Below are 19,215 nucleotides of genomic sequence, written 5' to 3'. Positions count from 1 at the left end.
GGCCGAGGTGAGCGAGGTGGCCGAGGCGGCCGAACGCACGGCCCCCGCAGTCGCGTTGGACCGGATCACGGTCCGGTACGGCGGCACCCGGGGACGGCGGCGGGCCGGGCGGGAGGTGACCGCCGTCCACGACGTCTCGCTGACCGTCGCGGAGGGGGAGTTCGTCGTCCTGGTCGGCCCGTCCGGCTGCGGCAAGACCACCCTGCTGCGGGTGGTCGCCGGGTTCGAACCGGCCGTCGAGGGCGGCGCGCTGGTGCAAGGCGCGCCGCCCCGACCCGGGCACGGCACCGGGCTGGTGTTCCAGCAGCCGCGGCTGTTCCCGTGGCGCACCGTCGGCGGCAACCTGGCCTTCGCGCTCGCCCGGCACGGCCTGCCCCGGGCCGAACGGGCCGCCCGCACAGCCGAGTTGCTCGACCTGGTCGGCCTGTCCGGTTACGCCGGGCGGCGCACCTGGGAGCTGTCCGGCGGCCAGCAGCAGCGGGTCGCCATCGCCCGGGCGCTGGCCGGCCGGCCCCGGCTGCTGCTGCTCGACGAGCCGTTCGCCGCCCTGGACGCGCTCACCCGCGAACGCCTCCAGGAGGAACTGCGCACCCTCACCGCCCGGGCCGGCACCGCCGTGCTGTTCGTCACGCACTCGGTGGACGAGGCGGTGCTGCTCGGCTCCCGGGTCCTGGTGATGGCCGCCGACCCCGGCCGGGTGGTCGCCGACCTGCCCGTCGACCTGCCCCGCGACAGCGCCACCGACCCCGCCGCGCTGCGCGGCACCCCCGAGTTCGCCCACCTGCGCGGCACGCTCTCCCGCACCCTGCGGGAGGCCGCCGGGTCCGCCTGACGGACCGTCACGCCAGCGTGTCCGGCAACGGCCGAGGACCGGGGTTCACGGCGGCGCTCGGTCCGATCGTCCGTCCGCCCGTCCCGCAGGCTTGCCGGGCGGGCGCGGCGGGAACGATGGACCAGGGGGGCCCGCGCTGCGCAGCGGGTCGGGAACGGGGGAGCGGGATGACGAGTGCACGGGGCCGCCGCGCGGCGCGGGACGCCCTGATCGGGGTGGCCGTCTGGTGGCTGTGGATGCCGCTGCTGGCGGTGCTGACCCGGGTGGTCAAGCACTTCCTGTTCGGCGGCTTCGGCCAGCAGGACCAGAGCTACCTGCTGCTGGTCGAGCGCCTGTTCTTCCCGCGCGGCGGCCCGCTGGACGCCGCGCCGCTGTTCTGGTTCTGGCTCGCGATCGGCCTGGGCGGCACCGGGGTGGCGCTCGGGTACGTGGTCGAGGAGTCCGGGGCGGGCCTGCGCGACTGGTGGGTCCGGCTGGCGACGGCCGCGGTGGTGCTGGCGGTGCTCGGCTCGCTGGTGCGCGCGGGCACCGGCCTGTGGGACGACGACAAGGACGCGGGCCGGTTCTACGCCCGCTCCACCGTCCTGGACGTCCCGGCGGGCGGCGCGGCCACCCCGCGCTCGGTGCTCCCGGTCACCGAGCACAGTCGCCCCGGCGACGGTGCCCGCTGCGACCTGGTCGGCACCTCGGACGTCCCGGCCTGCGTGAAGACCGCCCCGATGCCGGACTTCGACTTCGAGGCCCGCACCGCGTCCTACGCCGCCGCCACCAAGGCGCTCACCGACAGCGCGGGCCTGACCTCCGGCGTCCACCTGCTGAACCACAGCCTGCACTACCTGCCCGGTGCCGCCGCCGGCGACGGCGCCGCGGGTGACGGCAGCGGCGGCCGGCCGGCGGCCGGGGTGTGGACGGCCGTGCTGGACGGCTCCGGCGAGCAGCCGATGGAGGGCGTCGCGGTCTGGGACGGCGGCTCCAACTCCGTCACCTCCTGCGCTTTCGGCGGCGACCACGCCTTCGACCGGGCCTTCGGCGGGACGGGCGCGGTCAGCCTGCGCAACCTGCTCGCCGAGCGCTTCCCCGACCTGGTCTACAGCGACCAGGACATCTGGGGCTACTGCGACGGCCCGGACGTCCGCACCGCCCGGCCCGTGGTCGTCATCTCGGTGGCCAGGCAGACCGGTTGGAAGCAGCGCACGGTGCTCGCCCCGGCCGGCGTCCTGGTGCTCAAGGGCTCCGCCGACGGCCGCCCCGACCTCGTCCACCGGCCCACCGCGGCCCCCGGCGACCTGCCCGGCGCGGTCTACCCGGCCTCGGTGGTCCGCTCGCAGATCCACGAGGTGCAGTGGCTCGGCGGGCGCGGCGCCAAGGACGACCGCGGCTTCGGCTACGACCACACCTCGGCCGCCGCGAACGCCACCAACCCCGGCGAGTTCCTGCTCCGCTCGAAGGCCGACGGCCACCTGTACTACGTGACGCCGCTGGTGCCCCGGGACAGCTCCTCGCAACTGGTGGTCGCCTTCGCGGTCCTCCAGGCCGACCGGGTCGGCGACGGCCTCAACGACCTGCACGTGTACGTCCGGGCCGACGACGCCCCGTCGGTCAACCTGGACGTGCTGGCCGGCCGGATGGTCTCGTACCTGGCCCAGCAGACCTCGATCAGCATCAGCGCGGGCGAGGGCGGCGCGCTCCAGGAGATCATCCCGTTCGGCCGGGACATGTGGCGCGGCTTCGTCGACTTCAACGGGCAGACCCAGGACTACATCGACCTCTCGGGCGACGCCACCGTCACCCCCAACCTGGTCTCCCTCAAGGGCGCCATCACCCCGCCCGGCGCCCAGCCGCAGCCCCAGCCGCAACCGCAGCCCGATCCGGCGGCGACGCCCACCGCTCCGCCCACGGCTCCGGCCACCGCTCCGGCTGCTTCCGGCTGCGGCGGCGACCCGGCGCAGCTGTCCGACCGCCAACTCGCGGACTGCATCGCCGAGTTGTCCCGCACCCTGCAGGGCCGCCTGCCGGCCGGGGGCTGAACCGGCCGGTCGACGGGCGGGCTCTCGGCGTCAGGCGTCCGCCGCGGCGCGGTCGGCGACCGGGCGGCGCAGGGCGGCCGGGGCGAGGGCGGCGGGCGGCGGGCGGCGCGTCCCGGACCGACTCGCCGAGCCGCACCGCCCGTTGGACATCGTCCGGCACAAGGTCGCGGTGTACGAGGACTGCCTCGACGGGACGGCGGACCGAGCCGGCCTCACTCCCGGCGGTCGTCGTCGTACGCGCTGGTGCCCTCGTCCAGCAGCGGGCCGTCCGCCGGGCCCGCCTTGAGGTGGGCGGGGGCCAGGGCGCGCAGGCCGTGGTAGCCGAGCAGCGTGATCAGGGTGCCCAGCGCGATGCCGCTCAACTCGAAGTCGTCGGTGAACTTCAGCGTCACGTTGCCGATGCCGACGATCACGCCCGCCGCGACCGGTACCAGGTTCAGCGGGTTGGTCAGGTCCACCTTGTTGTGGATCCAGATCTGCGCGCCCAGCAGGCCGATCATGCCGTACAGCACCACCGTGATGCCGCCCAGCACCCCGCCCGGGACCGCCGCGATCACTGCGCCGAACTTCGGGCACAGGCCGAACAGGATCGCGAAGCCGGCCGCGCACCAGTACGCCGCCGTCGAGTACACCCGGGTCGCCGCCATCACGCCGATGTTCTCCGCGTACGTGGTCGTCGCCGGACCGCCCACCGCCGTGGAGAGGACCGTCGCCGCGCCGTCCGCCATGATCGCGGTGCCCATCCGGTCGTCCAGCGGGTCACCCGTCATCTCCGAGACCGCCTTCACGTGCCCGGCGTTCTCCGCGATCAGCGCCACCACCACCGGCAGCGCCACCAACACCGCCGAGGTCGAGAAGCTCGGCGCGTGCAGCGACGGCAGGCCGATCCAGTCCGCCTTGCCGACACCCGACAGGTCGAGGCGCCAGTGCTCCGTCGACGCCCCGCCGCCCACCGGCGAGTCGATCCGCCCGAAGACCCGGTCGAACAGCCAGGACGCCGCGTAGCCGAACACCAGCCCCAGGAAGATCGCGATCCGCGACCAGAACCCGCGCAGCACCACCAGCGCCAGCGCCGTGAACGCCATCGTCAGCAGCGCCGTCCACTGGTCCTGCGGCCAGTACGTCCCCGCCGCCACCGGCGCCAGGTTGAACCCGATCAGCATCACCACCGCGCCCGTCACCACCGGCGGCAGCACCGCGTGGATCACCCGCGCCCCGAACCCCTGCACCACCGCCCCGCACGCCGCCAGCACCGCACCCACCACCAGCAGCGCACCCGTCAGCGTCGACGCGTCCCCGCCCTGGGTCTTGATCACCGCCGCCACGCCCACGAACGACAGGCTGGAGCCCAGGTACGACGGAATCCGCCCCTGCGTCACCAGCAGGAAGAACACCGTCGCCACACCCGACACCATCACCGCGAGGTTCGGGTCCAGACCCATCAACACCGGCGCCACGAACGTCGCCCCGAACATCGCCACCACGTGCTGCGCCCCGAGCCCGACCGTCCGCCCCCACGACAGCCGCTCGTCCGGCCGCACCACCGCCCCCGGCCGCGGCGCCCGCCCGTCCCCGTGCAGCTTCCACCCGAACCCGACCTTCATCCCGTTCCCTGTTCCACTCGACCGGACCGCCCTGGAGCGGGCTCCGTGACCACGTGCTGACGCACCATGATCCCCCGTCCGCGGAATCGTCCGGGTCGGCGGGCGGTGCGTCGACCGGGGGTCGTCGAAGGGGCGGGGCGGGCGAGGGCGACGACGTCGCCGAGGTCGGTGCCACCTGCCGGGGCGGCCGGGGGGCTACCGCAGGTCGGTGACGGCCGAGCGCAGTTCCTCGAACGCCGCCCGGAGGTGGGGGGTGAGTTCCTCGTCGTCCCGTTCGGGGTTCCACCGCTGGTAGCCCGTGGTGAAGGCGAGCACGCCGATCTCGGCCGCTATCCGCGCCGCCGGTCGGGGCACCTGCCGCCTCCCGAGCGCTTCGGCCATCGCGGCGGCGAGGCCGGCGTGCTTCTGTTCCAGGCCCTCCTGGAGCTCCCGGTTCGCCTCGACCGCCGCCCGCATCAGCGGGCTGATCTCGCGGTTGAAGGGCGTCATCGCGGCGGCGGCCCGTTCCAGCCCGGCCCACACGGCCTCCAGCGGGGTGGCCGAGGGCGGGGCGGCCCCGATGCCGTCGGCCAGCAGGCGGCCGAGCGTCTCCTGGCCCGCGGTGAGGACGTCCCGCTTGTCGCCGAAGTAGCGGTGGAAGGTGCTGCGGGTCAGACCCGCCCGCTCGGCGATCTGGGAGACGGTGGTGGCGTCGTAGCCCTGCTCCGCGAACAGCCGCAGTGCTTCGGCTACCAGGCGCTGCCGGGCGTCGGGCTTCCATCGTGGCATGCCGCCATCGTACGTGATGCGACAGGTGACGCATCGCGTGTACATTGATGAGACACCTGTTGCATCACTCTGGGGAGACTCCCATGCACGTGTTCATCACCGGCGGGACGGGCCTGATCGGATCTGCGGTCCTCGCCGAACTCCTCTCCGCGGGCCACCGCGTCACCGCGCTCGCGCGCTCCGACGCGTCGGCCGCGAAGGCGCAGGCGGCCGGCGCCGACGTCCTGCGCGGCAGCCTCACCGACCTGGACGTCCTGCGCGAGGGCGCCCGGCAGGCCGACGGCGTGATCAGCCTCGCCTTCGGCAACGACTTCAGCGCGCCGGACGCGTTCGTCCGGGCGATGGCCGAGGAGGCCGCCGCCGTCGACGCGCTGGGAGAGGCCCTGGTGGGCACGGACCGCCCGCTGGTCGTGGTCTCGGGCACCCCCGCCGTACCGGGTCGGCCCGCCACCGAAGAGGACGCCCTGCCCGAGGGCCCGGTCGCCGAGCGCAGCCGCACCGTGGCCCGCGCGCTCGCGCTGGCGTCCCGGGGCGTGCGCAGCTCCGCGGTGCGCATGCCGCGCACCGTGCACGACAACGGCGCCGGCGGCTTCGCCGGACTGCTCACCGAGGCCGCCCGCCGCACCGGCGTCGCGGGCTACCCGGGCGACGGCGGGCAGCGCTGGCCCGCCGTCCACGCGCGCGACGCCGCCGTGCTGTTCCGCCTGGCCCTGGAGCAGTCCCCCGCCGGCGGCGTCTACCACGCGGTCGCCGACGAGGGCGACCGGGTCCGCGACATCGCCGCGGTCATCGGCCGGCGCCTCGACCTCCCGGTCCGGCCCGTCCCGCAGGAGGACTTCGGCTTCCTCGGCCCGATCTTCGCCACCGACCAGCCCGCCACCAGCACCCGCACCCGCGCCGCCCTCGGCTGGACGCCCACCCACCCGAGCCTGCTGGAGGACCTGGAGAACATCGCACCCTGACCTCCGCAGGACCTGGCCCGCGTTCTGCTCCGCCCGGACGGCGACACCCGCAGTGCGGCCGGCCGGAGCTGTCGTCCTCCGTCAGGTGGGCCGTCGTCAAGGTCCGGTCCGACCGCAGGAGGACATGGCCCGGACGGTGGTGCCGTGCTGCGGTGAGCGCCCTCGCAGGCGGCCGGTGCGCCGGCGCCCTGCGAGGGCTTCTGGATCGACCCTGTTTTCTCGTGACCGCGTGGAAGATCCGTCGTAGCCTGCTGCCCGCAGATCGTGCGGGAAGGGAAGTGGGCTACGGACGTGGGAATCGCTTTCAGCGGATGGCCTCGTGAGTAGGCGTCGCTACGTGGCCAGAGGTGTTCCTGGTGGATACCGCATCTGGGACAACCGGGGGCGCCGGTGGTGGGGTGACCTTTACGAGCTCTGCCCCGACGATCTCACTGCCGAACTGAACGGTGGGGCCGATCCGGAGCGGCTTACCGCTCTCCTCAAGCGGTACAGGGCTCAGAAGCGGTAGTGCGGATGTCGTGGCAAGAGGGCGAGGAGGCCCCGGGCCGGAGCGCCGAGCAGGCCGTCCGCGCGTGAGTCGGCGGGCCATGCCGCCGATCACCGCCCAGCGCATCGACGGCGAAGTGCGGGCGGGGCATCGACCCCCGCCGACTCCGGCGCGGCGGGGGCGACTTGGGTGGTGGGGGTCCGGTTGCCCGGCTGCCGCACTACGGCCCGCCATCGAGGTCCCGATGGCGGGCCGGGGTGGGTCAGGGGCGGCGGAGCTTGCGGAAGATCAGCCAGACCACCAGGGCGATCACCGCGATCACGATCACGGACACCAGCAGGAAGCCGATCAGGCCGCCCTTGGACTTCTTCTTTTTCTTCGCCTTGCTCTTCGCCAACTGGCTGGCGTGCTGGTCCCGTTGGCCGGTCGGGGCCTGGGGCCGGGTCTGGGTGCCGGTCGCCGGTGCGGCGGCGGGTGCCTGTTGGGCGGCGGCCGTGACCGCGGTGGTGCGCGGTGCGGCGGACGCCGTGCCGGTGGCCAGCGTAGCGCCGCCGCCCGCCAGTGCCAGGGCGAGCAGCACTCCTGCCAGACGTGTTCTCATCTGCCAACCTCGTTCCCGTGCGGCCCCCGTGGCCTGCGACCGGTTCACTGTGGCAGGAGTCGGGTGCGCCGCGACAGGGGAGGGGCGCGGCCTGTTCCCGGACTGTGACGGTGTCACCGCCCGGTCCGGCGACGGTCACGGCCGGGTTCCCGGGGGTCGGGGGCGGAAGCGGCGGAAGGGGGTGGAAGTGGCGGAGGGGACGGCCTGAGGCGGAAGCGGAGGCAAACCCTCCCCAGGCGAAGGGGCGTCGACTGGCCAAGCGTCAGGCCCGTTGGGTAAAGGTGCGGTTCGGATCGTCCCGGGCCGCTTGTTGGGCATGAGCATGCCCGCCTACTGTCGAACGCCAGTCCGGTGTTGCACGGACTCCCCGGCTCGACGGCGGCCCCGAATCCCGCCGTCAGGCCCGGCCCGGTCACGCGGGCGGACACCCTCCGCCGGTGCGGCCCGGCCTGCACCGCTTCCGGTCTACCCCAGCCAAGGAGGCACCTCCGCATGCGCACTTCCGCCGCAGCCCGCCGTACGGCCCTCGCCGTCGCGGGCACCGCCGCCCTCCTCCTCTCCGCCTTCACGGCCGCCGCCCCGGCGGGCGCGGCGGCCGACCCGCAGGTGTACGGCAAGGACGGCACGTCCTGGGTCAAGGCGTGCGACACCCTCGCCCACGGCGACACCGTGGCCTGTCACGCGCTGCGCGTGACCAGCACGGTGGAGGGCGTCCGGCAGCTCGGCGTCACCCCGAACGCCACCCCGTCCGGCTTCGGGCCGAGCGACCTGCTGAGCGCCTACAAGCTGCCCGCCAACGGCGGCGCCGGGACGACCATCGCGATCGTGGACGCGTACAACGACCCGAACGCCGAGTCGGACATGGCCGTCTACCGCTCCCAGTACGGACTGCCCGCCTGCACCAAGGCCAGTGGGTGCTTCAAGCAGGTCAACCAGACCGGCGGCAGCAGCCTGCCGGCGAACAACTCCGGCTGGGCGGGCGAGATATCGCTCGACCTCGACATGGTCTCCGCGATCGCCCCCAACGCCCACATCGTCCTGGTCGAGGCGAGCAGCGCGACCATGGCCAACCTCGGCACCTCGGTGAACACCGCGGTGAGCCTGGGCGCCAAGTTCGTCTCCAACAGCTACGGCGGCTCGGAGTCCTCCGCCGACACCTCGTACGACTCCTCGTACTTCAACCACCCGGGCGTCGCCATCACCGTCTCCTCCGGCGACTCCGCCTACGGCGCCCAGTACCCGGCCGCCTCCAAGTACGTGACCGCGGTCGGCGGCACCGCCCTCAAGCGGGACTCCAGCGCCCGCGGCTGGTCGGAGAGCGTCTGGCTGACCAACTCCACCGAGGGCACCGGCTCCGGCTGCTCCAAGTACGACGCGAAGCCGACCTGGCAGAAGGACACCGGCTGCACCAAGCGCACCATCGCCGACGTCTCGGCCGTCGCCGACCCCGCCACCGGCGTCGCCGTCTACCAGACCTACGGCGGCAGCGGCTGGGCCGTCTACGGCGGCACCAGCGCCGCGGCCCCGATCATCGCCGGCGTCTACGCCCTGGGCGGCAACCCCTCCAGCGGCTCCAGCCCGGCGTCCTTCCCCTACGCCCACACCTCCGCGCTCTTCGACGTGACCTCCGGCTCGAACGGCTCCTGCTCGCCCTCCTACCTCTGCAAGGCCGGCGCCGGCTACGACGGCCCGACCGGCCTCGGCACCCCCAACGGCACCGCCGCCTTCACCGGCTGACGCCGCACCGGCACGAACGGCTCCGACCGGAGGCCGTCACCCCGCGAGCCGGGGTGGCGGCCTCCGCCGTGTCAGGTCAGGCGGCGGTGGCGAGCAGGTCGCGGACGGTGCGGGGCTCGCGGGCGAGGAGGGCGGACAGCAGCGGGTCGGTGCCCGCGAAGTGGCCCCGGGCGGCGGCCTGGTAGATGCCGAGGGTGAAGCGGGCCATGAACTCCGGTGCGCCCGAGGCCACTTGGGTGGCCACCCACTCCTCGGGGTCGACGGTGACGCAGCGGACCGGGCGGCCGGTCAGCTCGGCGGCGAGGTCGGCCACCTGGTGGAAGGTGGGGGCCTCGGTGGCGGTGAGGGTGACCGGGCCGTCGTACCCGCGGGCGGCCGGGCCGTCGTGTCCGAGGGCGGCCGGGCCGTCGTGTCCGAGGGCGGCCGGGCCGTCCTGTCCGTCGGCGCCCGGGCCGCCGTACCCGCCGAGGGCGGCGAGGATGACCGCGGCGGCCTCGGCGGCGTCCTCGCGGGCGGTCCAGGAGACCGGGCCGTCGGCGGGAACGGTGAGGGTGCCGGTCTCGCGCCAGGGCCCGGCCAGGTGGGTGAGGCTGTGGGCGTAGAAGCCGTTGCGCAGGGCGGTCCAGGCGAGGCCGGAGTCGGCGAGCAGCCGCTCGGTCGCGGCGTGGTCGCGGGCGGGCTTGAAGGCGCTGTCGGGGTGGGCGCCCTGGTGGCTGGTGTAGAGGACGCGGCCGACGCCGACCGCGACGGCGGCGTCGATCGCGGTGCGGTGCAGGGCGACGGCGTCCGCGCCCGGGTCGCTGGCGGAGACCAGCAGCAGGTGGTCGGCGCCCTCGAAGGCGCGGGGCAGCGAGGCCGGGTCGGCGTAGTCGCCGCGGCGCACCCGCACGCCGAGGTCGGCGAACCGCCGGGCCCGGGCGGGTTCGCGCACGGCGACGACGATCTCCGCGGCCGGGACGCGGGCCAGCAGGTGGTCGACGGTGGCGCCGTTGAGCGCGCCGGTGGCTCCGGTGATGACGATCATGGTCCACTCCACGTGTTATCGGTGTTTCGCTTTTAACGTTAGCACTGGAAATTCATCGATAACAAACGTGAGATACCATTGGAAACGTGAACGATGCCGGTCCCCGCCCCCCGCAGACCTCGCGCGACGCCGTCCGCGCCCGGCTGGTCGAGGTCGCCGCCCAACTGCTCGCCGCCGACGGCCCCGACGCGGTCACCACCCGCTCGGTGGCGCTCGCCGCGGGCGTCCAGGCCCCCACCATCTACCGCCTCTTCGGCGACAAGGACGGCCTGCTGGACGCCGTCGCCGAGCACGGCTTCGCCACCTACATGGCGCGCAAACCGCCGGTCGACGCGGACGAGGACCCGGTGCGCGGGCTGCGCGCCGGCTGGGACCTGCACATCGGCTTCGGCCTGGTCAACCCGGCGCTGTTCCGGCTGATGCACACCACGGCGCCGAGCCCGGACGGGCGGTCCGCCGCCGAGGCCGGGCTGCGGATCCTGCGGCAGCGGGTGGGCCGGGTCGCCCGGGCCGGGCGGCTGCGCGTCCCCGAACGGCGCGCCGTCGACCTGATCCGGGCGGCCGGCACCGGGGTCGTCCTCACCCTGATCGACCAGCCCGAGGAGAGCCGCGACACCACCCTGGCCGACCTGGCCTGGGAGGCGGTCCGCAGCACGGTCCTGGTCGACCCCCAGGAACTCGCCCTCTCCGTCCCGGCCACGGCCGCGGTCACCCTGCGTGCCGCGCTGCCCGGCCTGGAGGTGTTCACCCCGCACGAGAGCGCACTGTTCGGCGACTGGCTGGAGCGCGTCGCCGAAGCCTGAGGCTGCGGAGCCGGAGCCGGAACCGGAGCCCGAGGGCGCGGCAGCGGAGCCCGGGGGGACGCGGCACCCGAGCCCGCGGGCGCGCCGCCGCCCCGCCTCGACCGGCGTTCCCCGCCAGGCCACCTCTCGGGCACCACCCCGCACCCCCGCACCCCCGTACCCCCGCGTCGGCGCGCCCGGCGCGGGGGTCGTCCGACGCCCCGGTCCACGCCTTGACGGTCGTGGGTGCCCGCTCTAGATTCGCCGTGCCCGCACCGGAGTTGACGGCCCGTCGGCCGCCCGGAGCGGCGGACCGCACCGCACGCGACGGCTGACGAGGAGCCACCATGCGCAAGCCGAGTTCTCCGGTCAGGGCCCTGCTCGGCCTGGCCGCCGCGACGGCGCTCGTCGTGGCGCTGCCGACCTCCGCCGGGGCCAACGTGCTGACCCGGCTGCCGCAGAACGCCCCGGGGCTGGACCAGACCTTCTCCCCGGCGTACGACTACGACAAGGACGGCTGCTACGCCACGGCCGCGATCGGCGCCGACGGCACGATCAACCCGGGGCTGAAGCTCGGCGGCGACGTCAACGGCCACTGCCGCGACTACGCCCAGCTCGCCGACTCCAACACCTACTCGCGCACCAGGTGCAACAACGGCTGGTGCGCGCTGATGTACGCCAGCTACTTCGAGAAGGACCAGGCCACCCTGGGCCCGGCGGCGATCGGGCACCGGCACGACTGGGAGCACGTGCTGGTGTGGGTGCACGACGACCAGGTCCAGTACGTGTCGGTCTCCCAGCACAGCGGCTACCAGGTCGCCGCCCGCTCGGCGATCCGCTTCGACGGCACCCACCCGAAGATCGTCTACCACAAGGACGGCGTCTCCACCCACGACTTCCGGTTCGCCAACGCCAACGACGAGCCGGCCGAGAACGCCACCGGCAACTGGTTCTACCCGCGCCTGGTCGGCTGGGACGGCTACCCGGCCGGCTACCGCGACAAGCTGCTGGCGGCCGACTTCGGCGCGGCCACCATCAAGATCGGCGACGGGGACTTCGCGTACGCGCTGGCGCACGCGATGCCCGCGGGCATCCCGTTCGACCCCAACGCCTGACGCCTGACGCCCGACGCCTGACACCCGACACCCGGACGGTCGGAGAGGCCGCCGCAGCCACCGCAGCCGCCGAAGAGAAGCGGAGAAGCGGAGAAGCGGAGAAGCGGGGAAGCGGAGAAGACGAGGGCCGGGGGCACCCCGAGGAGGGTGCCCCCGGCCGGGGCGGGAAGGGGACGGGGTCAGTCCATCGCGTTGGCGACGACGGTGGTCGGGTTGGCGAGGGTGGCGGTCAGCGGCAGGTTGCGCGAGCTGTCACCGACCAGGATCTGGTAACTGCCCGCCGTGGCGGTCCAGTTGCTGCTCGCGGTGTCCCAGTGCGCCAGGTCGTGCGCCGTCACGGTGAAGGTGACGGTGCCGGACGCGCCGGGGTTCAGGGTGATCCGCTGGAAGCCCTTGAGCTGGTGCGGGGGTTCGCCGGTGGCGGCCGGGGCGCCGACGTACAGCTGGGCGACCTCCGTCCCGGCCCGGCTGCCGGTGTTGGTGACGGTCGCGGTGACCGTCGCCCTGCCGTTGGTCAGCGGCCCCACCTGGAGGTTGCCGAACGCGAAGCTGGTGTAGGACAGGCCGTGGCCGAACGGGAACAGCGGGGTGAGGTTGTTCGTGTCGTACCAGCGGTACCCGATCTTCAGGCCCTCCGAGTACTGCACGGTGCCGCCGGTGCCCGGCCACTGCGCGGGGGTGTTCGCCGGGACCTGGGAGAGCGAGGCGGGGAAGGTGATCGGCAGGTGCCCGGACGGGTTGACGTCGCCGAACAGCAGCGCCGCGATCGCCTCGCCGAACTCCTGGCCCTGGTAGAAGCCCTCGAACACGCCCGCGACCTGATTCAGCCAGGGCATCATGATCGCGGAGTTGTTGCTGAGCACCACGACGGTGTTCGGGTTGGCCGCGGCCACCGCCGAGATCAGCGCGTCCTGGTTGTCGGGCAGGGTGAGCGTGGTGGTGTCGGCGGTCTCGTGGCCGTAGTTGTCGGCCGCGAAGACGATCGCCACGTTCGAGGACCTGGCGAGCGCGACCGCGGCGGCCTGGTCGGTGCCGTCGTTGTAGGCGACGGTGGTGTTCGTCCCCGCGGTGCGCTGCTGGATGCCGTACAGCGGGGTGTAGGTGCCGGAGCTGGTGGCGTTGCCGCTGCCGCCGCCCGAGGTGAGCGTGCCGGGCCCGGCCTGGGTGCCGATGATCGCGAGCGAGCGGCCGCCGTTGGCGTCGAGCGGCAGCAGGCCGTTGTTCTTCAGCAGGACGGTGCCCTCCTCGGCGCCGCGCAGCGCGACCGCCCGGTGCGCCGGGGTGGCGACGATGGCGGTCTTGGAGCCGCTGGGCGCCTTGTCGAACAGGCCGAAGCGGAACATCTGGGTCAGCACCCGGGAGACCATGGTGTCGAAGGTCGCCTGGGTGACCTGGCCGTTGGCGACGGCCTGGAGCAGCGCGGTGGCGAAGAAGCCGCTGAACGGCATCTCGACCGTCTCGCCCGCGTTGGCCGAGGGCACGGTGGAGTGGATGCCGCCCCAGTCCGAGGTGATGAAGCCCTGGAAGCCGGCCTGCTGGTACATCGCGACGTTCTCCAGCGCCGGGTTCTGGCACGAGTACTCGCCGTTGACCATGCTGTACCCGCACATCAGCGCCGCCGCGCCGCCCTTCTCGATCGCGGTCTGGAAGGCCGGCAGGTAGATCTCCTGGAGGGCGCGGGTGTCGACGATCTCGTTGCCGGGCGCCGAGGGCTGCTCGACGTTGTACGCGGCCACGTGCTTGACCTCGGCCATCACGCCCTGGCTCTGCATGCCCTGGACGTCGGCGCTGGCGATCTGCCCGCTCAGGTACGGGTCCTCGCCGAAGGTCTCGTAGGCCCGTCCCCAGCGCGGGTCGCGCACCATGTTGACGGTCGGGCCGAGCGAGACGTGCACGCCCTTGCCGGCGAACTCCTGGCCGACCGCCACGCCGAACTCGTGCACGTAGTCGGTGTCGAAGGTGGCCGCGGACACCTCGCCGTCCGGGAACTGGGTGACGCCGCCGAGCCCGTCGCCGACGCCGCTCGGCCCGTCCTCGAAGTTGACGTCCGGGATGCACAGGGCGGGCTGCCCGGCGATCTGCCCGATGTACACCTCCGAGCCGTCGCCGTACAGCATCCGGTCCTTCTGCTCCTGGGTCATCGCGCCCATCAGCTGGGCGACCCGGGTGGCGACCGGCACGTCCGGCCGGTTGATCCACGGGCAGCTGCCCGGTGCGGGCTTCGGCGGCGGCGGGGGGATGGTGACGGTCTGGTTGCCGACCGTGCGGACGGCCAGCTCCCAGAGCGAGAAGCCGTACCCGGTGGCCCGGGTGGTGGCGTACAGCCGCAGGTAGCGGCCGGTGCCGGAGGCGTTCACGGTCTGGGTGCCGCCGGTGCCGGTCGTGGTGGAGTAGACCGTGGTCCAGGTGGCGTTGTCGGGGGAGAGATCGATCCGGAACCCGCTGGCGTACGCGTTCTCCCACTGGAGCACCACCTGGCACACCGGCAGGTTCCCGCCGAGGTCCACCACGATCCACTGCGGCTCCCCGACCTCGCTGGACCAGCGGGTCAGGGTGCTGCCGTCGGTCGCGTAGAACGCGTCGTACGCCGGGTTGCCGTCCTGCACCGAGGACCCGGTGGCCGGGTGCCCGAGCGCCGCGTTGACGGTGCCGCAGCCGCCGCCGCCGGACTGGGACGGTGACGGGGACGGGGACGGCGAGGGGCTGGTGCTGCCGCCGCTGCCGCCGGTGAAGACCTGGAACTCCCAGAGCGAGTAGCCGTACTGGGTGGCCCGCGCGGTGCCGTACACCCGCACGTACCGGCCGGTGGCGGCGAGGTCCACGGTCTGGGTGCCGCCGGTGCCGGTGGCGGTGGACCAGGCGGTGGACCAGTTCGTGCCGTCGGTCGAGGTCTGGAGCTGGAACGCCGTGGCGTACGCGGCCTCCCAGCTCAGCACGGCCCGGCAGAGCGTCAGCGCGGAGCCGAGGTCGACCTGGAGCCACTGCGGGTCGGCCGCGGCGCTGGACCAGCGGGTGCCCGCGTCGCCGTCCACGGCCGCGGCGGCCGGGAAGGCGTCGCTCTGCTGCGAGGAGGCGGTCACCGGCCGGTTCTGCGCGGCGTTCTGGGTGCCGCAGACAGCCCCGCCCCCGCCGCTCCCGGCCGTCCCGTAGACCTGGAACTCCCAGAGCGAGTAGCCGTACTGGGTGGTGCGGGCGGTGCCGTACACCCGGACGTAGCGGGCGGTGCCGCTGACGTTGAGCGTCTCGGTGCCGCCCGCGCCGGTGGTGGTGGAGTAGGCGGTGGTCCAGGTCGAGCCGTTGGCGGAGAACTGGAGCTGGTACGCCTTGGCGGCGGCCGTCTCCCACCGGAGGACGACCTGGCTGACCGTCTGGACGGCTCCCAGGTCGACCTGGAGCCACTGGGGGTCGGCGGCGGCGCTGGACCAGCGGGTGCCGGTGTTGCCGTCGACGGCGGCCGAGGCCGGTGTCCCGGCGTTCTCGGTGGACGAGGCCGTCGCGGGCTTGTTCTGCGAGAGCAGGGTCGGGGCGGCCTGCGCGGCGGGCGCGCCGGAGACCAGCAGGGTGGTGAGCAGGGCCAGGACGGCGAGCGCCGCCGTCCACAGCGTTCTGACGGTGGGTCGGGGCACCGGCGTGAAGCCCGGTGGGCGTGCTGCGCGTGCGTTCACGGTTCTCCTCGCGGACGGTGGTCGAAGGGACGGACGGGCGGCCGGGCTCAGTAGCCGACCGCGACCTCCAGCCACTGCGGGTTCGCGTGCGAGATGTAGGAGGACTGGCTCGCGTAGTCGTCGTACGGGAAGCCGTACGCCAGCGAGTCGATCGCGCGGTCGTGCCAGAACTTGGCGTAGTAGTTGGCCGGGCCCGCCGCGTAGTACTTGCTCGGGTCGGACCACTGGCTCTGCGGCAGCGTGGCGACGTGCCGGTTGAGCGCCGCGCACATGCCCGGGTCGCCGGCCAGGGTGCCCGCGCAGCCGAAGATGTTCGAGGTGGGCTCGTTCACGCCGACCGAATTCGCGTACGCCGTGAAGTAGTTGGCGTTCACGCCGCCGGTGCGGAAGCTCGGGTCGCTGCCCGGCGCGATGATCCGGTACGGGGCCTCGGTCTGCGCCAGCACCTTGAACTCCTGCGGCACGGCGTTCGCGAAGTCCTGGAACAGCTGGGTGCGGCTCTCGTTGAACACCGACTGCGCGTCACCGACCTGCACGTCGTAGCCGTCGGTGGTGTGCAGCCGCATCGCCAGCGGCAGGGCCCAGGCGTCGACCCGGGTGGTGTTGCCGTTGAACACGTTCGCGCCGACGGTGAACTCGATGAAGTCGGCGTACCGGCTGGTCGGCGAACCGAGGTAGAAGTACATCCGGCCGGAGGAGTTGGCGGGCATGTCGAGGTAGGGCTGCTCGGCGATCGAGTGGGTCTGCCCGTTGAAGCTCCAGTAGACCTGGCTGTCCGGGTAGGCGCCGTTGGTGCGGTTCAGCACCTTGACCGTCAGCACGTTCGAGGCCGGCGGGATGGTGCTGGTGTCACCCCAGAACGGGTCGGTGCCGGAGGTCGGGCTCGGGCTGGGCGAGGAGCCCGTCCCGGTGGTGAAGACCTGGAACTCCCAGAGCGAGTAGCCGTACTGGGTGGTGCGGGCGGTGCCGTACACCCGGACGTAGCGGGCGCTGCCGGTGAGGTTGAGTGTCTCGGTGCCGCCCGCGCCGGTGGTGGTGGAGTAGGCGGTGGTCCAGTTCGTGCCGTCGGTGGACAGCTGGAGCTGGTACGCCTTGGCGGCGGCGGTCTCCCACTGGAGCACGGCCCGGCAGACGGTCTGGACGGTGCCCAGGTCGACCTGGAGCCACTGGGGGTCGGCGGCGGCGCTGGACCAGCGGGTGCCGGTGTTGCCGTCGACGGCGGCGGAGGCGGGCGTCCCGGCGTTCTCGGTGGACGAGGCGGTCGCGGGCCGGTTCTGCGCGGCGTTCTGGGTGCCGCAGGTGCCGGGCGCGGAGGAGCCGCCGTAGACCTGGAACTCCCAGAGCGAGTAGCCGTACTGGGTGGTGCGGGCGGTGCCGTACATCCGGACGTAGCGGGCGGTGCCGGTCACGTTCAGGGTTTCGGTGCCGCCGGTGCCGGTGGTGGTGGAGTAGGCGGTGGTCCAGGTCGAGCCGTTGGCGGAGAACTGGAGCTGGTACGCCTTGGCGGCGGCGGTCTCCCACTGGAGGACGACCTGGCTGATCGCCTGGCTGGAGCCGAGGTCGACCTGGAGCCACTGGGGGTCGGCGGCGGCGCTGGACCAGCGGGTGCCGGTGTTGCCGTCGACGGCGGCGGAGGCGGGCGTTCCGGCGTTCTCGGTGCTGGAGGCGGTCGCGGGCTTGTTCTGCGAGAGCAGGGTCCCGGCGGCGTGGGCGGTCGGCGCCGGGGCCAGGGCGAGCAACAGGCTCGCCAGCAGGGCGGCGACGGCGAGGAGGGCGCACAGCGGCGTCCTCCAGTGGAGGTGGGGGCGTGGCGCGAGCATCTGACGGCTCCTCGGGTGCGCGTGCAGGTGGGGGGTGGGATGTGCGGGCGCGCAGCGAGAGAGAGGGGAGCGCTGAGAGCGCTCTCTCGCCCCAGCAGTGTGCGGAGCTGGGAGAATGCATGTCAAGCGGGAGAGCGCTCTCCCATTGTGAGGCTCGGAGACGACCTGAAACCGGCACGTCGGAGGGGTCGGCCGGGCGCACCGGAACGCGGGATTCCGCCCCGGGCGGAGGGTCGGGACGGGGCGCGGCTAGGGTGCGTGGGGGCACCGACCGGTCCGCTTCCCAGGTCCGTTCAGCCCGTTCGGTGCGTTCCGCCCGTTCCGCCTGTCCCGTCCCCCGGAGGCCCGCGTTCCCATGGAGTCCAACCCGGAGTCCCGTGTCCCCGTGCAGGCCCCGCCGGGGGTTCCTCCGGCGGACCGCTCGGGACCCCGGCCACCCGGCGCGGCGGTCCGCCGGCACCGCCGGGCCCTGCAACTCTGCTTCGGGATACCCGGGCTGGCGCTCGCCACCTGGGTCACCCGCACCCCCGACGTCCGGGACCGGCTGCACGCCTCCACCGCCGAGATGGGCCTGGTGCTCTTCGGGATGTCGATCGGCTCGATGCTCGGCATCCTGGCGGCCGGCGCGCTGGTGGCCCGGTTCTCCACCCGGCCCGTCATCATCACCGGCATGGGCCTGGTGCTGGCCAGTTCGGGCACCACCGCCCTGGGCGCGGCCCTCTCCTCGGCCCCGCTGGTGGCCTTCGGCCTGCTGCTGATCGGCGCGGGCGTGGGCCTCTCGGAAGTCGCCAGCAACGTCGACGGCGCCGACGTGGAACGCGCGTACGGCCGCCCCGTCCTGCCCGCCCTGCACGGCTGCTACAGCCTCGGCACCCTGATCGGCGCCGCCCTCGGCGCGGGCGGCGCCGCGATCGGCCTGCCCGTCCCCTGGCACCTGGCCGCCGTCCTGCTGGTGACCGCCGTGCTGTTCGCCCTCGCCCTGCCGGGCCTGCGCCCCGGCCTCGGCCGCGCCACCGGTGCCGGTGCCGGTGCCGGTGCCGGTGCCGCCAGCGGTGCCGACGCCGGTACCGACGCGCCGGTTCCCGGCAGTGCCCCGGCGGCGGTGGCGGCGGGCCGGCGGCCCTCCCTCGACCCGCGGCTGTTGCTGATCGGCGGCGTGGTGTTCGCGATGACGCTGGCCGAGGGCTCCGCCACCGACTGGCTGCCGCTGCTGATGGTCGACGGCCACGACATGCCGGCCGGCCTCGGCTCGCTGGTCTACGCCGGGTTCGCCGCCACCATGGCCGCCGGCCGCTTCGCGGGCGGCCCCGTGGTCGCCCGCCTCGGCCGCCCCCTGGTGCTCGGCGGCGGCGCGCTCCTCACCGCCGCGGGCATCGCGCTGGTCTCGCTCGTCGACTCCCCGGCCGCGGCGGGCTGCGCCGTCCTGCTCTGGGGCCTGGGCACTGCCCTCGGCTTCCCGCTCGCGCTCTCGGCCGCCGGGGAGTCCGGCCCCGACACCACCGCCCGGATCGCCCTCACCTCCCGGATCGGCTACGTCGCCCTGCTCGCGGGCCCCCCGACGCTCGGTTTCCTCGGCGAGCACCACGGGCTGCGGGCCGCGATGCTGCCGGTCCTGCTCCTGGCCCTCACCGCCGCCGCCCTCTCCCCGTCCACCGCGACCCGGGCCCCGTCCCCGGCTCCGTCCACGTCCCCGGTTCCGTCCACGTCCCCGGTTCCGTCCCCGGCTCCGGTCGGCAACGAGACCTGACTCGCCCGTCAACGGCGCCCGACCGGCCGGGAGCGGGGCTCCCG

14 protein-coding genes are annotated in these 19,215 nt (G+C 74.0%); 8 read left to right on the top strand and 6 right to left on the bottom strand.

Going from position 1 to position 19,215, the window contains the following annotated elements:
* Positions 1-7 precede the first annotated feature (7 nt).
* Both QMQ26_RS06140 and QMQ26_RS06135 read left to right on the top strand, forming a co-directional pair.
* Positions 8-832: an ABC transporter ATP-binding protein gene (locus QMQ26_RS06140; protein WP_404814156.1), complete on the top strand. Its 825-nt coding sequence runs from the start codon at positions 8-10 to the stop codon at positions 830-832.
* Between the two features lie 167 nt (positions 833-999).
* Positions 1,000-2,859, top strand: a complete 1,860-nt coding sequence (locus QMQ26_RS06135) for a hypothetical protein (RefSeq protein ID WP_282205033.1) — start codon at positions 1,000-1,002, stop codon at positions 2,857-2,859.
* Positions 2,860-3,071: 212 nt separating this feature from the next.
* Here QMQ26_RS06135 and QMQ26_RS06130 read toward each other — a convergent pair whose 3' ends face one another.
* Both QMQ26_RS06130 and QMQ26_RS06125 read right to left on the bottom strand, forming a co-directional pair.
* Positions 3,072-4,463, bottom strand: coding sequence for a uracil-xanthine permease family protein (locus QMQ26_RS06130; protein ID WP_100835206.1), 1,392 nt, complete (start codon positions 4,461-4,463; stop codon positions 3,072-3,074).
* A 195-nt stretch (positions 4,464-4,658) separates the two neighbouring features.
* Positions 4,659-5,231, bottom strand: a complete 573-nt coding sequence (locus QMQ26_RS06125; RefSeq protein WP_100835205.1) for a TetR/AcrR family transcriptional regulator — start codon at positions 5,229-5,231, stop codon at positions 4,659-4,661.
* A gap of 83 nt (positions 5,232-5,314) precedes the next feature.
* On the opposite strand from QMQ26_RS06125, the gene QMQ26_RS06120 reads away from it, so the two are divergent.
* Positions 5,315-6,193, top strand: coding sequence for an SDR family oxidoreductase (locus tag QMQ26_RS06120; RefSeq protein ID WP_100835204.1), 879 nt, complete (start codon positions 5,315-5,317; stop codon positions 6,191-6,193).
* 319 nt (positions 6,194-6,512) lie between these two features.
* Positions 6,513-6,701 (top strand): hypothetical protein, encoded by a 189-nt coding sequence (locus QMQ26_RS06115; protein WP_282205032.1) that lies wholly within the window; start codon positions 6,513-6,515, stop codon positions 6,699-6,701.
* Between the two features lie 241 nt (positions 6,702-6,942).
* Here the strand turns inward: QMQ26_RS06115 and QMQ26_RS06110 are convergent, their stop codons facing one another.
* Complete coding sequence (locus tag QMQ26_RS06110; protein ID WP_282205031.1) at positions 6,943-7,281, bottom strand: hypothetical protein; 339 nt, start codon at positions 7,279-7,281, stop codon at positions 6,943-6,945.
* Positions 7,282-7,773: 492 nt separating this feature from the next.
* Between QMQ26_RS06110 and QMQ26_RS06105 the strand changes: the two genes are divergently transcribed.
* Positions 7,774-9,018, top strand: coding sequence for a S53 family peptidase (locus QMQ26_RS06105; protein ID WP_282205030.1), 1,245 nt, complete (start codon positions 7,774-7,776; stop codon positions 9,016-9,018).
* Between the two features lie 76 nt (positions 9,019-9,094).
* Here QMQ26_RS06105 and QMQ26_RS06100 read toward each other — a convergent pair whose 3' ends face one another.
* A complete protein-coding gene (locus tag QMQ26_RS06100; RefSeq protein WP_282205029.1) occupies positions 9,095-10,042 on the bottom strand; it encodes an NAD(P)H-binding protein in 948 nt (315 codons plus the stop codon).
* 86 nt (positions 10,043-10,128) lie between these two features.
* Here QMQ26_RS06100 and QMQ26_RS06095 point away from each other — a divergent pair, with 86 nt between their 5' ends.
* Entirely contained in the window at positions 10,129-10,845 is a 717-nt protein-coding gene (locus tag QMQ26_RS06095; RefSeq protein WP_100835200.1) for a TetR/AcrR family transcriptional regulator, read from the top strand.
* Positions 10,846-11,171: 326 nt separating this feature from the next.
* Positions 11,172-11,939, top strand: coding sequence for an NPP1 family protein (locus QMQ26_RS06090; RefSeq protein WP_282205028.1), 768 nt, complete (start codon positions 11,172-11,174; stop codon positions 11,937-11,939).
* 179 nt (positions 11,940-12,118) lie between these two features.
* Here the strand turns inward: QMQ26_RS06090 and QMQ26_RS06085 are convergent, their stop codons facing one another.
* Positions 12,119-15,517 carry a discoidin domain-containing protein gene (locus QMQ26_RS06085; RefSeq protein WP_282206441.1) on the bottom strand — a complete coding sequence of 1,133 codons (3,399 nt, stop codon included), beginning with the start codon at positions 15,515-15,517 and terminating at the stop codon, positions 12,119-12,121.
* 134 nt (positions 15,518-15,651) lie between these two features.
* Positions 15,652-17,424, bottom strand: coding sequence for a discoidin domain-containing protein (locus QMQ26_RS38160; RefSeq protein WP_404814075.1), 1,773 nt, complete (start codon positions 17,422-17,424; stop codon positions 15,652-15,654).
* Positions 17,425-17,779: 355 nt separating this feature from the next.
* Between QMQ26_RS38160 and QMQ26_RS06070 the strand changes: the two genes are divergently transcribed.
* The gene (locus tag QMQ26_RS06070; RefSeq protein WP_282205027.1) at positions 17,780-19,171 is read left to right on the top strand and encodes an MFS transporter; all 1,392 of its coding nucleotides are present in this window, start codon (positions 17,780-17,782) and stop codon (positions 19,169-19,171) included.
* The last annotated feature ends 44 nt before the right edge of the window (positions 19,172-19,215 follow it).

It is taken from the genome of Kitasatospora fiedleri (genome assembly GCF_948472415.1).
Classification (GTDB): domain Bacteria; phylum Actinomycetota; class Actinomycetes; order Streptomycetales; family Streptomycetaceae; genus Kitasatospora; species Kitasatospora fiedleri.
The sequence above is the reverse complement of the archived record's forward strand: the minus strand, read 5'-3'. Positions and strand labels throughout refer to the sequence as shown.